This window comes from Mesorhizobium sp. M4B.F.Ca.ET.089.01.1.1 (assembly GCF_004022605.1).
GTDB classification, from domain to species: domain Bacteria; phylum Pseudomonadota; class Alphaproteobacteria; order Rhizobiales; family Rhizobiaceae; genus Mesorhizobium; species Mesorhizobium abyssinicae.
In genome coordinates this window covers 1-14,042 of record NZ_RZOS01000119.1, presented here as the reverse complement: position 1 = coordinate 14,042, position 14,042 = coordinate 1, and the positions used below count along the sequence as shown (strand labels likewise).

The window sequence follows — 14,042 nt, the reverse complement described above, 5'->3', positions numbered from 1 at the left end:
GGCGGGTGACGCCGTGGTTCCCGGCGAAGATCGCCTCCTGCGGCCGCCTGACCGCCGGCGGCGCCTGCCCGCTCCAGGCAGCGAGCCAGGCAGCGATGTCCTCGACCCGGCCAAGCGAGGCCCTGGGCTTGTCGGCCTTGGCAAACAGCGCGCGCACGCGCGCCTCGGCGGCCTGGTCGGCCGGCGGCAGGTTTGCCAGAAGGTTGCGAAAATCGTTGAAAGGCGATGCGCTGGTCATGCGGCCTACAATGGTTGCTGGAAGGTTTGAGCGGCATAACCGCCTTGCTGCGCCAGCACAACCTTCGGGGCTTGCCGTGAAAGCAGCAAAGCGCGGCGCATTCCGTGGGGCTTGCATTGGCATGGACGTTGCACCATGTGGAAGTAGCGCAAGAGAACGTCATGACGGCCATCGAATCCCCGTGCATCCTGGTCTGTTCGATCGACATGAAAACCGGCTTCTGCTTCGGCTGCGGCCGCACGCGCGACGAGATCTCCGCCTGGATCGGGATGACTCCGGAGGTTCGCCGCGCTGTCATGGCCGAGTTGCCGGCACGGCTGGAGACGGTGGAGCGGCGGCCGCGCCGGGAGACCCGCCGCACCCGCATGGCGCGCGAGCGCGGCGCGTTGTCGTGAAGGGGCAACACCGATGAACCGCCTGTTCTGGATCCTGATGGTGGTGATCGGCGCCGGCGCGCTGCTTTTGATGCTCAACGATTCGGCGGGCAGCACCTTTGGCGTCGACAACTACGATTTCAGCCGGCTGATCTGGCTCGGCGCGTTCGGCACGCTGATCGGCGCCGGCCTGCTGCGCTCCGGCAGGCCGCTCGGCGACATGGCCCGCAATCTCGGCACCTGGGCCGTCATCGTGCTGGCGCTGATCGCCGGCTATCAATACCGCTATGAGCTGCAGGACGTGGCCAGCCGGGTGACGGCGGGCCTTGTCCCCGGCAGCCCGCTGGCGCTGGGCGTGGAGGACGGCCACGCCACGGTCACCCTGGACAAGGCCGACAATGGCCATTTCGAGGCGCGCATCCTGATCAACGGCGCGCCGGTGCGAGCCGTTGTCGATACCGGCGCAACCAGCATCGTGCTGACCGCGGAGGACGCGCAGGCCGCCGGCTTCAATCCGGCCACGCTCAACTTCACCATACCGGTCTCGACCGCCAACGGCATGGCGCGCGCCGCCGCCGTGAAGACCGACGAAGTGGCGATCGGCGGCATTGTGCGCAAGGACATGGCCGTGATGATCGCCGCGCCCGGGATGCTCGGCCAGAGCCTGCTCGGCATGAACTTCATCGGCTCGCTGTCGGGCTTCGACGTGCGCGGCGACCGCATGGTCCTGCGGGACTGAATGCCCTCAGGCCGCTTCGGCCGCCGTGCCGCTGAGGTCCACAGCGGCAAAGGCCGACTTCAACACATCCGGTCCGGCGCCCGGCCTCGTCGCGTCCGTCGACAGGATCTGCCGGTAGCGACGCGCGCCCGCCAGGCCGTGGAACAGGCCGACCATATGGCGCGTGACGTGGCCGAGCCGCCCGCCCTTCTCGATATGGCGCGCGGCATAGGCCGCCATGACATCGATCAGAGCGGCATAGTCGAACGCCGCGGGCGGCTCGCCGTAGAACATGGCATCGACGCCGGCCAGGATGCCCGGCGTGTGGTAGGCGACGCGGCCGAGCATGGCGCCGTCGGCATGGCAAAGGTGCTCGCGCACCGCGTCCAGCGATTGGATGCCGCCATTGATGCCGATGAATTCATTCGGCTTTCTCACCTTGAGACGATAGACCCGACCGTAGTCGAGCGGCGGGATGTCGCGGTTTTCCTTCGGGCTAAGCCCCTCCAGCCAGGCCTTGCGGGCGTGCACCCACAATGCGTCGGCGCCGGCCGCGAAAACCCCGTCGGCCAGGTCGTCGAGCGCCGGCTCCGGATCCTGCTCGTCGACGCCGATGCGGCATTTGACGGTGACGGGAATTTTCACTCTGGCCTTCATTGCCGCGACGCAGTCGGCGACAAGCACCGGGGTCTTCATCAGGCAGGCGCCGAACGTGCCTGACTGGACGCGGTCCGACGGGCAGCCGACATTGAGGTTGATCTCGTCGTAGTCGAAGGCCTCGCCGACCGCCGCCGCCTCGGCAAGCTTGCCGGGATCGGACCCGCCGAGCTGCAGCGCCACCGGATGCTCCGCCGCGTCGAAGCCGAGCAGCCGCTCGCGCGCGCCCTGGATGATCGCGTCGGCCACCACCATCTCTGTATAGAGCAGCGCCCGGCGCGTCAGTTGACGGTGGAAGAACCGGCAATGCCGATCCGTCCAGTCCATCATGGGCGCGATGGCGAGGCGCATCTTCTTGTAATCGCTGCTCTTCATATCCGGCGGTTCTCGAGTCCTCGGTCAACGAGGCGTCGCGCTCACATAAGCGATTTTGCAGCGATTTCCTACCCGGCCGCGAAGAGCAAGCGTGCCCCGATCTCGACGCGGAACTCTGGATTGCGAACGGCAGAGCAGAAATGGGCCGGTACAACCGGCCCATTCCCAATCAATCCTCCTCAACCGGAGCCGGGATCTCATCCGGTAGGTTTTGCCGTCCAACCCGGTCGGCGACGAGCATCGAAAGCATCATCTCGACAAGGCCATTGGCGCCCCCCTTCTCGCCGCCGGTAGCGCCGATCTGGATCTGCGGCACGAGCGGTAGCTTGCCATTTTCGATGGCCTCGGCGAAGCGCATGAGAACCTGCGAGTTGAGCTGATAGTCCGGTCCGCCGAAAGCCGCGACCTTCTTCTCGGTGGCCTCGGCCTCCGCCAGGCCGACAGCGCGCACCTTCTCGGCCTCCGCAAAACCGGTCGCCTTGATGCGTTCGGCATCGGCAAGCGCGACAGCCTTGATCATGTCGGCCTCGCCCTGGCCGGCGAGGCGCACCTTCTCGGCTTCTGCCTTGGCATTGACCTGAATGGTTTCCGCCTCCTGACGGGTGCGGGCGAGTTGCGCCTTGCCCTCGTTCTCACTGATCTCGATGGTAAGTGCCGACGTCGTGATCTTGGCTTGCTGTTCGGCAAGCGCCTCCTTCTCTCGCAACGTGCGTTCCTGAGTGGCCGCCCTCTCCTGCAATTTATAAGTCTCGACCTTTTCGACTGCGATCTGGCGGTCGCGCAGCTGGATCAGGATCTGCTCTATGCTGTTCTGGTCATTGGCGGCACGGGGTGTGCCAATCAACACTTCCTGCAGCTCGAGGCTGTAGGAATTGAATTTTTCGCGCATCTCCTCGCCGGATTTGCGCTGGATATCGCTACGCTCCTGCAAAAGCTGGATCAGCGTCTTTGTCTGGGCGATATTCTTGAAATAGGCAGAAACCATCGGGTCGAGCGTCTGTTCGACCAGCCGCTTGATGTCGCCGAAACGCTGCACCACGAGCGGCGCCTTCATATAGTCGATATGCACGACGACGGAGAGCGGCAGCACAGGCTCGAACGCATCCTTGGTGATCAACGAGACTTCAGACAGGTTCTCGTCCAGCCTGTGTTCGCCAAACTGCTCCTTCGTCCATTTGAGCACGAAGTTGGTGGTCGGCACGGTGACGATATTGCCGGCATAGGTATTGAACGCATACTTGCCCGGCAGCAGCGGTGTCGACCAGACACCGCGTGCGCCGACTTCGACCAGTTCGCCATGACGGTATGCCTGCCCGGATATATCGGCGCCGTGGCGGCCGTTATAGGAGACGACGACACCCACCGTGCCAACGTCGATGATTGTCTTCTCGACCAGTTCGACGGTCGCGAAAATGCGATTGAGGAAGTAGCTGCCGTCGGCCAGCACCTGCAACTGCCGGCCACGGTAGCCACCGGCATTGAGAAACTTCTCCGGGTCCTGAAAATTGTTGTGAAAGTTCGGGTCGTTCGGATCGTTGGCGACGGTCGGTGCGATGATCTCGCCGTCCGGCAGGGCCGGACCATCATGGATGGTGACGATTCCGATCATGTCCTCGGCATTGTGGATGACGACCGGCTCAAAGCCGCCCCGCTCCGAGATCACGCTGGACATATTGGCAAAAAGATTTTGTTCCGACGGGCTCAGATTGACGGCATGGATCGACTGGGCGGTCAGCACGATGAATTGCGCGAGATTGATGGCATAGGTGCCTTCACGCAAGATCTTGCGTTGCGGTCCTTTCTGCCCGCCTTTTTCGAGAAAGCCGCGCACATCCTGGAAATCGTCGGCGTCGGTGTTGGAAGCAAGTGTCTGCGTCGGAGGCAGCGGCTTGCCATCACGGGCAAAGACATAGCCGATCTGACCCTGCGGGATGGTGACAAGATTGGCGCGATGAATCGAATATTGGAACGGCATGAAGAAATGGAGGCCACCGCGCACGACTTCCGGCTGGTAACCTGCCTCACGGTTGAGCGCGATGAAGCCATTGCTGACGGAACCGCGAAAACTCCATAGTTTTTCCAAGATGCCGAGCCTGTCGTTTGGGATGTAGCGGACCACGCCGCTCCGCCAGAACAGGATTGCCAGCACGACGACCGGCACGGCTATCTCGATTGCCGTCCATGTCATCGGCTCGAGATATTGTAGGGCTTCCATCTCTTCTCTCCTATGGGGCGCGCGGGTTCGTTCACCCGAGGGCCACCCGGTTGGTGTTTATTGATGAAGCGGGGAGATCGCGCACCGGCACGCTCGACGCACCAAGGGCTTGTCGAACGTTTGGGCTGCTCATTGTATGGGAAAATGACCGCGCATCCCGAGTCCCCAAGTAAGGGAGGCGTGGCCGTGAGCGATGTTACATCGGTGTTGCCTTGATAGACATAACAATAAATGACGTAGGTATCGCACCTACAGGTTTAAAGATACTCCGCGCGGGAATCGTATAAGTTATTTCCAACGCTTTCGCTATTTCGAAGCGTGATGGTTGCTTTTACAGTTACCAAAAGCGCGAAATGGCGTTCTTACGGGTTAGCCGCCGGCCCCCGGATCCGACTGGCTGGGCCGGCTGCAAGGGAGGAGCGAGCGCGGAACGGGAACATGTCTTCGGCTAGCTTCCAGCGGCGAGTGAAATTGGAAGTCGCAACCGTGGGAGCGCCCTTGTCTTCCGTCTCAGTTAGCGGTCCGCCCGTCCCTCGAAGGGCTACCCAGGTGAACGGCCGCATGATATTTTAGGCGCCTCTAAAGGACGGACGATGCGCGGCTTGTTTGCAATGGTCGGTCTGGCTTTCGCGGTTGTGACGGCTGCGGCAGACCCGTTGTTCGATGCCGTTGCCGCAGGAGATCCCAGCGCCGCCACGGAGGCTTTGGCCGGCGGCGCCGCCGTTGACGGTCGCGCGCGCGACCAGGCAACGCCCCTCATCAATGCCGCGCTTGCCGATCAGCCGGCGATCGCCGAACTGCTGATCGCCAAGGGCGCCGACGTTATGGCGCGCAATTCCGGTGGCTTCACGCCCCTTCATGCCGCAGCCTATTCCGGCAGCCTGCCTGTTGCCAAACTCCTGCTCAACCGTGGCGCCTTGCTCGACGACGCGGCCAACAAGGCAGGCGTCACGCCGATGATGGTGGCGGGCGAGGAAAACCATCTGGAGGTGGTCGAGTTCCTCATCTCCAAGGGCGCTGACGTCGCCCATCCCGAGGTCCACGGCTACGCGCCGATCAGCCGCGCCTTCTGGAAGGGCAACTTGGAGATCGTTCGCCTCTACAAGCGCCACGGCGCCGCTTGCCAGAAGCCTGAAGTCATCAAGGATACAGAAGAGAACTACAAACGGTGCATGGACATTCACGATTGATGGGAGACGCGCGATGTACGTGGCAGACGCAAGCAGATCTCTGAGCAACCTTATCCTGGCGGGCGCACTAGCCTTCTCGGTTGTCGGCGCGGCCCCCGCGCATGCCGACGGCTCGGTGAACACCGGTTACTTCGGCGGCGTGGCCATCATGGGCTATGATCCGGTCGCCTATTTCACCGACGGCAAGGCGGTCAAAGGTTCGGAGAAAATCGCTTATGACTGGCTCGGCACACCGTGGAATTTCGCAAGCGACGAGCACCGCAAGATGTTCATGAGCGAGCCTGTCAAATATGCTCCGCAATATGGCGGCTATTGCGTGGGCGAGGTTTCGCTAGAATCGGTGACGGTCAACGTCGATCCCGAGGCGTTCAAGATCATCGACGGCAAGCTCTACCTAGCCTACGACAAGCCTGATATGGAAAATATCGCCGCCCACGCCGACGACGTTTTGCCAAAAGCGGAAGCTGCTTGGCCGGCCGTCAAGGCAAGGCTGGAGCGCGACCAGATCAATTGATCCGACCGCTCGGGCGCTTTGATGTCTCCGCCCTAAAGTGTGCGGCGCTTAGTCGAGCGGCGAGAAGTGAAAAACGACGCGCGAGTTCACGAAGCTGAACGCGAACTCGCCTTGGCGCCTATAGATCGGGCCGCAATCCGGTCGCCCAAATGCGTTTTCGCTTTGCTCGCAAAGCAGATCCTCTTTAACGGATATCGTCTCGGTAATGAATTGAGCGGTAGAGCGGAAGGCCGCCTGGCCGTCATTGCCGATCTGCATGATTGCCGGCCGGGGCCCCGGCTCCGCGACGCCCTTCAGCGTGTGACCGATGACCAGGGCGCTGATGTCCTCACCCTTAAGCCGATCGCTCTCGTCGCCCTTGAAGGCATAGGGCCATTCCGGCAGACCCGCCTGCTTCAACGTGCCGATCAGGTCTTCCAAATCCTGCGGATTGCGAAAATGCCATCCCATCCTGATTGCGGCGATAGAGTCGTTGTTGGGAAGAAGTCGCAGGCCCTGGGCCACCGCCGCCCGCGCGTCTGCGATGCGGCCGGTCTGAGCATAGGCGGCGCCGAGAGAGACCAGGATGTTGCCGACCCCAGGCGCTTCGTCGCGAGCGCGTTCCAGCGCCGCCACCGCGCGTTTGCCATCGCCGTTGAAGAGAAAGACCGTGCCGGCGATCTGGCGGTTGATCGGCGACATGTCGGGGTCGAGCCGCAATGCCGTTTCGACAGCCGCGGCGGCTTCCGGAAACTTGCCGTCGAATAGGTAGACGTATCCGAGCGCGACCTGCGCTTCGACGTCACCCGGTCCGAGCGCCACGGCCCGCCGGGCCGACTCGATCGCTTCGTCGAAGCGCCGGTCCACGCTCTGCAGGATGGCAAGCATCGCGTAGGGCAGCGACAGATCGGGATTGAGCTGCAGGGCTCGCCCCGCGCTCTCATAGGCGCGCTTTCGCGCCGGGGCGGACTGCAGCACATCGTCATAGGCATTGCGCCAGACATAGACAGCAGTGCGCGCATCGGCGGCGAATGCCGCCGCGAACGAAGGATCCAGCGCGACCGCCTTTGCATAGAAGTTCAGTGCGTCCCGCATGCCCGGCGGGCGGCCGGTGAAGGCAGCGTGCTCGCCGCGCAGGTAGTAGTCATACGCCTCGAGATTGGCGGTGGGCGGGCGCTCCATCCTCTTGGTTTCCATCGCCGAGGGCTCGACGTCGAGCGCGGCGACGATTTCCTTGCGCATCTCATCCTGGACAGCGAACGTTTCGGCCGCTCGCCGGTCGAAGCGGTCGGCCCACACATGCTCGCCGTTTGCCGTATCGATCAACTGCGCGTTGATCCGGATCAGGTCACCGGTCGGCCTGACGCTGCCCTCGACGAGGAAGTCGACGCCGAGTTCGCGCCTGACGTCGGCGAGATTGGGCGGCTTGCCCTTATAAGCGGCGACCGAGTTGCCGGCGATCACGTCGAGGCCCGAAAGTTTAGCGAGGTCGGTGATCAGGTCCTCGGTTATGCCCTCGGCGAGATAGTCCTGCGCAGGGTCGCCGCTCAAATTGGAAAACGGCAATACCGCGACGGAGGGCCGTTGCGGCGCCCGCAGCCACTGCCAGGCAATCACGGTGCCGGCAACCGCGGCGGCAACGAGCAGCGCCGCACCCGTCGCCAGGATCGCCGGCCGCAGCGGGCGGCGCGGGCCGCTCAGAACCTTGCCCGCCTTCGAAGGTTCGAGGAGAATCCGATAGACGCGGACAGGGTCGGCGATGTTCTTCAGCCGCTGCTCGCCAAGGCTGGCGAAGCCGACGTCGCATTTGTGCACGGCGTGGTCGAAGGCCGTGCCAGAGATGCACACGCCGCCGGGCTCGGCCTGCGCTTCCAGCCGCGCGGCGATGTTGACCCCGTCACCATAGATGTCTTCACCCTCGACAATGATGTCGCCGAGGTTGACACCGATGCGAAAGCGGATGAGCCGGTCGTCCGCGATACCCTTGTCACGCTCGGCCATCTTGCGCTGGATGTCGGCCGCGCATTGCACCGCATCGACGACGCTGCCAAATTCGACCAGCGCACCGTCGCCCATAAGCTTGATCATACGGCCGTGATGACGGGCGATCGATGGATCTATCAACTCGCGGCGACAGGCCTTGAGCCGCTCCAGCGTGCCGACCTCGTCCTCGCCCATCAGCCGGCTGTAGCCGACTACATCGGCCGCAAATATGGCAGTTAGCCGCCGCTCCATGCGTCGCCTGTGCTCCGTTGAGGCGCGTGATGGGTCACCCGACGCACTCTACAACGGCAACCGCCGCAACGCACCCGGTCCGAGTGGAGTTGGCTACACGGGACTGAAGGTGAATCCGCTTTGGCCCGGGGCGGCAGTCACTTGGTCTGGCCGGTTCGGGCCCTAGCCGATTCTTCTTTCGCTAGCTGACGCAGAGCCGCGGTCCGCGCCGCTATGGCGCGAACCTCGACAGTTCTGGAGTTAGAGCGGCTAGCGCCGCAAGGCGTAGACGTTGTCCATCGCCTCGCCGCCGAGCGGCATGGCCATCTCGTCGTCGAGGAGGCGTGTGATGCGGGCAAAGCCGGTAAAAGCTTTCCTTGCCTCCTCGGCCGACATGTTGCCGGCCATGGCGGCGGAGCAACAGTTCAGGGCGCATTGATAGACCGGTCCGCGCCGACCTGCTGGCCATTTCCGCAAAAACACCATCGCTTCGGCGACGCTGTCTACTTCTTCTACGGGGTAGCCTTGCCCGGGCAGAATCCGCACGGGCGTAAAGAAATGCAAGCGATCCATCGTTTTCCTCCCGGCGATCGCGGTGCACAGAACCTCATTAAACACCCGGTGGGCCATTTGGTTCCACAAAAAAGCGGATGCGCGGCAAAAAAAATTCAACCGGACCGGATGCCCGGGATTTCGACCGTCAGGCAATCGATCCACGGGTGACCCGGACTGAGATCCGCTTTGCCGACTCAGGAGCGAAATGTCGATGATGGGCCGCGATGCGCATGCGTGATAAGCGCGATTCTCGTTGAATGTCTTTAAGGTCAAAGCCGGCAAATGGTTTGCTTGCCGGTTCCCCTGCGTCAGGCTTAACCTCGCCGATTAACGCGTGAGGGCGCGTTTTGCAAAAGGGGACACTTGCAATGACGATACAAGGCGCATCGCCCGACCTTTACAACGAGGACCTCGCTCCTGCGAAAGTACGCAACTGGGGGCCGTTCTCGATCTTCAACGTCTGGACGTCCGACGTCCACAGTCTGTGGGGCTACTATCTGGCGGCCAGCCTGTTCCTGTTCTGCGGCGGCTTCGTCAATTTCATCATCGCCATCGGCATCGGCTCGCTGATCATCTACGCGCTGATGAACATGGTAGGTTATGCCGGGGTGAAGACCGGCGTGCCCTACCCCGTTCTCGCCCGCGCCTCCTTCGGGATCTGGGGCGCCAACATTCCGGCGCTGGTGCGCGCAATCGTCGCCTGCTTCTGGTACGGCGCGCAGACGGCCGCCGCCTCCGGCGCCATCGTGGCGCTGCTGACGCGCCTGCAATGGTTCGACGAGTTCAACAAGACCTCGCACCTTCTCGGCCACTCCACCCTGGAAGTGATCTGCTTCGTCGTCATCTGGGCGTTGCAGCTCTTGATCATCCAGAAAGGCATGGAAACGGTGCGCCGCTTCCAGGACTGGGCCGGCCCCGCGGTCTGGGTGATGATGCTTCTCCTGGCCATCTATCTCTGCGTGAAGTCAGGCAGCTTCGCCTTCACCAGCGACATCCCGATGGATGTGCTGCGCGAAAAAACCGCCGATGCCGGCATCCCCGGCGATCCCGGCTCCTGGACAGCGCTCTTCGGCGTCGCGGCGATCTGGGTCACCTACTTCTCGGCGCTCTATCTCAACTTCTGCGACTTCGCCCGCTACGCGCCCGACAATGCGGCGCTGCGCAAGGGCAACATCTGGGGCCTGCCGGTCAATTTGATCCTGTTCTCGCTCGTCGCCGGCGTCACCACGATCGCCGCCTACGATGTCTACCACGAGGTGCTGCTCCATCCCGACCAGATCTCGGCCAAGTTCGACAGCTGGTTCCTGGCAGCCCTTGCCGCCCTCACCTTCGCGGTGGCGACGCTCGGCATCAATGTGGTGGCGAATTTCGTCTCGCCGGCCTTCGACTTCTCCAACGTCTTCCCGCGCCAGATCGACTTCAAGAAGGGCGGCTACATCGCGGCCGTGATCGCGCTGGTGCTCTACCCCTTCGCGCCCTGGGAAGGCAGCGCCGCGCACTTCGTCGGCATCATCGGCGCGACGATGGGACCGATCTTCGGCGTGATGATGGTCGATTACTACCTGATCCGGAAGGGCGAGGTCGACGTCGAGGCGCTCTACCGCGAAGACGGTGAGTTCCGCTTCCAAAGCGGCTGGCATGTCAACGCCTTCATCGCCGCCGGCATCGGCGCCATCTTCTCCTCGATCCTGCCCAACTTCACCAACTGGCTGCCGTCCTGGTGGGCCGTCTATGGCTGGTTCTTCGGTGTGGCGATCGCGGGCGCCGTCTACTACGTGCTGCGCACCATGGCGCTCGGCGCCGGAGCGCGCACGGCCAAGGCCTGAAATAAGGCAGTAGGCAGTAGGGCTTAGGCAATAGAGAATACCCCTACTGCCTACTGCCTACTGCCTACTGCCTACTGCCTACTGCCTACTGCCTACTGCCCAACCATCTCCGCCAGCCTGCGCACCGTGTTCCAGTTGCGCGAAGTACCTATGCCCATGCGCTTGTGATTGCTCGCCGCCAGCAGCCGTGAGCTTGGTCGCTCGCGCGAAAAGACGAGCCAGATGTCGCCGCCGACCGAAAGCACCTTTTCATCCTCGGCGGCATAGCCATCGAGCGCCGCGACGGCATCCGCCGGCGCAGGTTTGCGCATGACGCGCACCGCGACCTGATCGCCGGCATCGGCGGACTCGGCCGGGAACGGATTGCCGCTCGCGAGCTTCAGCCAGTCCTCGGCGCCGCGCACGATGATATCGACATGGCGGCCGAAGGTCTTTTCGAACGCTGCTTCCAGCCGTTGTTCGAGATCGGCGATTTTGGCCGCCCGCGCGTCGAAGACCAGGTTGCCCGTTGCCACCAGCGTCCGGACATTCTTCAGGCCGAGGCTCTCCGCCATCGCCTTGAGGTCGGACATGACGAGGCGTCGCCCCTCGCCAAGGATGATGCTGTAGAGCAGCGCGACGTAGGTCCGCATCAAACGAGGCGCGACTGGTCCACCGCGGCCGAGATGAAGCTCGCGAACAGCGGATGCGGTTCGAGCGGCCGGCTCTTCAATTCAGGGTGGTACTGCACGCCGATGAACCAGGGATGGTCGGGGTATTCGACCGTTTCCGGCAACACGCCGTCGGGCGACATGCCGGCAAAGACCAGGCCGCAATCCTCGAGCCGCTGCTTGTAGTCGATATTGACCTCGTAGCGGTGCCGGTGACGTTCGGAAATCTGGGCGTCGCCGTAGATCTCGGCAATCTTGGAACCCTTGCTCAGCTCTGCCTGATAGGCGCCGAGCCGCATCGTGCCGCCGAGATCGCCGGTCGCCCTGCGCTTCTCCAGCATGTTGCCCTTCAGCCATTCGGTCATCAGGCCAACGACAGGCTCCTCGGTCGGGCCGAACTCGGTCGAGGAGGCGTGCTCGACGCCGGCCAGCGAACGCGCCGCCTCGATGCAGGCCATCTGCATGCCGAAGCAGATGCCGAAATAAGGCACCTTGCGCTCGCGCGCGAACTTCGCCGCCAGGATCTTGCCTTCCGAACCGCGCTCGCCGAAGCCGCCGGGAACGAGGATGCCATGCACCTTCTCAAGCCAGGGCGTCGGGTCTTCCTTTTCGAAGATCTCGCTCTCGATCCAGTCGAGCTTGACCTTGACGCGGTTGGCGAGGCCGCCATGCGAAAGCGCCTCGATCAGCGATTTGTAGGCGTCTTTGAGGCCGGTGTATTTGCCGACAATGGCGATCGTCACCTCGCCTTCCGGATTGTGGATGCGGTTGGAGAGCGCCTGCCAGGGCTCCATGCGCGGCTTTGGCGCCGGGTCGATGCCGAAGGCGGCAAGCACCTCCGAATCGAGCCCCTCCTTGTGATAGGCCATCGGCACGTCATAGATGTGCGGCACGTCGAGCGCCTGGATAACGGCGCTTTCGCGCACGTTGCAGAACAGCGACAGCTTGCGGCGCTCTTCTTTTGGAATGGGCCGGTCGGCGCGCACCAGAAGGATGTCGGGCGCAATGCCGATGCCGCGCAGTTCCTTGACCGAATGCTGCGTTGGCTTGGTCTTCAGTTCGCCGGCGGTCGGGATGTACGGCATCAAGGTCAGATGGACATAGACCGCGTTGTTGCGCGGCAGGTCGTTGCCGAGCTGGCGGATCGCCTCCAGGAACGGCATCGCCTCGATGTCGCCGACCGTGCCGCCGATCTCGCACAGCACGAAGTCGTAGTCGTCATTGCCCTCGAGGACGAAATGCTTGATCTCGTCGGTGACGTGCGGAATGACCTGCACGGTCGCGCCGAGATAGTCGCCGCGCCGCTCGCGCTCGATGATGTTCTTGTAGATGCGGCCGGTGGTGATGTTGTCCTGCTGGTTGGCCGAGCGGCCGGTGAAGCGCTCATAGTGGCCAAGGTCGAGGTCGGTTTCCGCCCCGTCGTCGGTGACGAACACCTCGCCGTGCTGGTACGGCGACATCGTGCCGGGATCGACATTGAGATAGGGATCGAGCTTTTTGATGCGCGCGCGATAGCCGCGCGCCTGCAGGAGAGCCCCAAGAGCTGCCGCAGCAATGCCTTTTCCGAGTGAGGAAACCACGCCGCCAGTGATGAATACATATCGCGCCATGGGAGTCATCGCTTAACGCGGCCGGATTGATTCCGCCAGAGAAAAAACCGCCGCGAAGGCTTTTTCCCAAGAAGGCGCGACGCCCCGAAGGGCAAGAAATGTTGCAGTCAAAACAAAAGGGCCGGCTGGGCCGGCCCTTTCGGCATGATGGGTGGAGGCCTCAGATAATAACGCCTGGTTGTTATATAATAACAACCTTGGTGCCGACCTTGACCCGGCTGTAGAGGTCCATGACGTGCTCGTTGATCATGCGGAAGCAGCCATTGGAGGCGCTGGTTCCGATCGACTGCGGCGCGATGGTGCCGTGGATGCGCAGATGCGTGTCCTTCTTGCCGTCATAGAGATAGATGGCGCGCGCGCCGAGCGGATTCTCACCGCCGCCGGGCATGCCGTCCTTGTACTGGCCATAGTGCTTGGGCTCGCGCTTCTGCATGTCGAGCGTCGGGATCCAGCGCGGCCATTCCTGCTTGTCGCCGACAGCGACCGTCCCCTTGAACTGCAAGCCTTCGCGGCCGACGGCGATCGCATAGCGTCGCGCCGTGCTCGACGATTCGACGAGATAGAGACGGCGGGCGCTGGTGTCGATGACGATGGTGCCGGCGGGGTAGCCGCTGAACTCGACGTCCTGCGGCACGAACTCCGGCTTCACCTTGAACGGCCGCTTGGCGTCCTTCTTGGCGAGAGCCGAATCAAGTGCGCGCGTTTCGGGCAGATAGCTGATCGATGACGACGACGAACCGCCGAACAGGCCTGCAAACAGGCCGCCGCTTGCCGGCTTCTGGCCAGGAGCCTCGCTGCGCAGCTCGCCATTGTTGCCGGTCAGCGCGACGTTCATCGCCTCGGCCGGCATCGGCTCGGCCGACTGGATCGGTTCGACAGCGGCGATCGGCTCGATGATCTTGACCGTCTTCTTGCCTGTCTTGGCAT

The 14,042-nt window shown here is 63.1% G+C and carries 13 protein-coding genes; 5 read left to right on the top strand and 8 right to left on the bottom strand.

The window, feature by feature from the left end; translation table 11 throughout:
- On the bottom strand, positions 1-238 hold a 238-nt coding region (locus tag EN780_RS13975), incomplete at its 3' end, for a nicotinate-nucleotide--dimethylbenzimidazole phosphoribosyltransferase (RefSeq protein ID WP_145970992.1).
- 161 nt (positions 239-399) lie between these two features.
- Here EN780_RS13975 and EN780_RS13970 point away from each other — a divergent pair.
- Both EN780_RS13970 and EN780_RS13965 read left to right on the top strand, forming a co-directional pair.
- A complete protein-coding gene (locus EN780_RS13970; protein WP_128274325.1) occupies positions 400-633 on the top strand; it encodes a DUF1289 domain-containing protein in 234 nt (77 codons plus the stop codon).
- 13 nt (positions 634-646) lie between these two features.
- Complete coding sequence (locus tag EN780_RS13965; RefSeq protein WP_127310972.1) at positions 647-1,351, top strand: TIGR02281 family clan AA aspartic protease; 705 nt, start codon at positions 647-649, stop codon at positions 1,349-1,351.
- A gap of 6 nt (positions 1,352-1,357) precedes the next feature.
- Here EN780_RS13965 and dusA read toward each other — a convergent pair whose 3' ends face one another.
- Together dusA and EN780_RS13955 are read right to left on the bottom strand one after the other, a co-directional pair.
- On the bottom strand, positions 1,358-2,362 hold the full coding sequence (gene dusA / locus EN780_RS13960; protein WP_128274324.1) for a tRNA dihydrouridine(20/20a) synthase DusA: 1,005 nt from the start codon (positions 2,360-2,362) through the stop codon (positions 1,358-1,360).
- Positions 2,363-2,531: 169 nt separating this feature from the next.
- The gene (locus tag EN780_RS13955; protein ID WP_127310974.1) at positions 2,532-4,577 is read right to left on the bottom strand and encodes a flotillin family protein; all 2,046 of its coding nucleotides are present in this window, start codon (positions 4,575-4,577) and stop codon (positions 2,532-2,534) included.
- A gap of 593 nt (positions 4,578-5,170) precedes the next feature.
- On the opposite strand from EN780_RS13955, the gene EN780_RS13950 reads away from it, so the two are divergent.
- Both EN780_RS13950 and EN780_RS13945 read left to right on the top strand, forming a co-directional pair.
- Positions 5,171-5,767 (top strand): ankyrin repeat domain-containing protein, encoded by a 597-nt coding sequence (locus tag EN780_RS13950; protein ID WP_128274322.1) that lies wholly within the window; start codon positions 5,171-5,173, stop codon positions 5,765-5,767.
- A gap of 13 nt (positions 5,768-5,780) precedes the next feature.
- Positions 5,781-6,281, top strand: coding sequence for a YHS domain-containing (seleno)protein (locus EN780_RS13945; protein WP_127284332.1), 501 nt, complete (start codon positions 5,781-5,783; stop codon positions 6,279-6,281).
- A gap of 48 nt (positions 6,282-6,329) precedes the next feature.
- On the opposite strand, the gene EN780_RS13940 is transcribed toward EN780_RS13945, so the two are convergent.
- Both EN780_RS13940 and EN780_RS13935 read right to left on the bottom strand, forming a co-directional pair.
- Positions 6,330-8,495 carry an adenylate/guanylate cyclase domain-containing protein gene (locus tag EN780_RS13940; protein WP_128274320.1) on the bottom strand — a complete coding sequence of 722 codons (2,166 nt, stop codon included), beginning with the start codon at positions 8,493-8,495 and terminating at the stop codon, positions 6,330-6,332.
- A 249-nt stretch (positions 8,496-8,744) separates the two neighbouring features.
- Positions 8,745-9,047 carry a DUF982 domain-containing protein gene (locus EN780_RS13935; protein WP_127284334.1) on the bottom strand — a complete coding sequence of 101 codons (303 nt, stop codon included), beginning with the start codon at positions 9,045-9,047 and terminating at the stop codon, positions 8,745-8,747.
- Positions 9,048-9,397: 350 nt separating this feature from the next.
- On the opposite strand from EN780_RS13935, the gene EN780_RS13930 reads away from it, so the two are divergent.
- Positions 9,398-10,855 (top strand): NCS1 family nucleobase:cation symporter-1, encoded by a 1,458-nt coding sequence (locus EN780_RS13930; protein ID WP_128274318.1) that lies wholly within the window; start codon positions 9,398-9,400, stop codon positions 10,853-10,855.
- A 92-nt stretch (positions 10,856-10,947) separates the two neighbouring features.
- On the opposite strand, the gene EN780_RS13925 is transcribed toward EN780_RS13930, so the two are convergent.
- The 3 genes from EN780_RS13925 to EN780_RS13915 all read right to left on the bottom strand — a co-directional run.
- Positions 10,948-11,487 (bottom strand): DUF1697 domain-containing protein, encoded by a 540-nt coding sequence (locus tag EN780_RS13925; protein ID WP_128274315.1) that lies wholly within the window; start codon positions 11,485-11,487, stop codon positions 10,948-10,950.
- Positions 11,487-13,124 (bottom strand): CTP synthase, encoded by a 1,638-nt coding sequence (locus EN780_RS13920; RefSeq protein WP_128274313.1) that lies wholly within the window; start codon positions 13,122-13,124, stop codon positions 11,487-11,489. Before EN780_RS13920 ends, EN780_RS13925 begins: the two co-directional genes overlap by 1 nt.
- A 172-nt stretch (positions 13,125-13,296) precedes the next feature.
- The coding region (locus tag EN780_RS13915; protein ID WP_133372616.1) for a L,D-transpeptidase at positions 13,297-14,042 on the bottom strand (746 nt) is incomplete at its 5' end.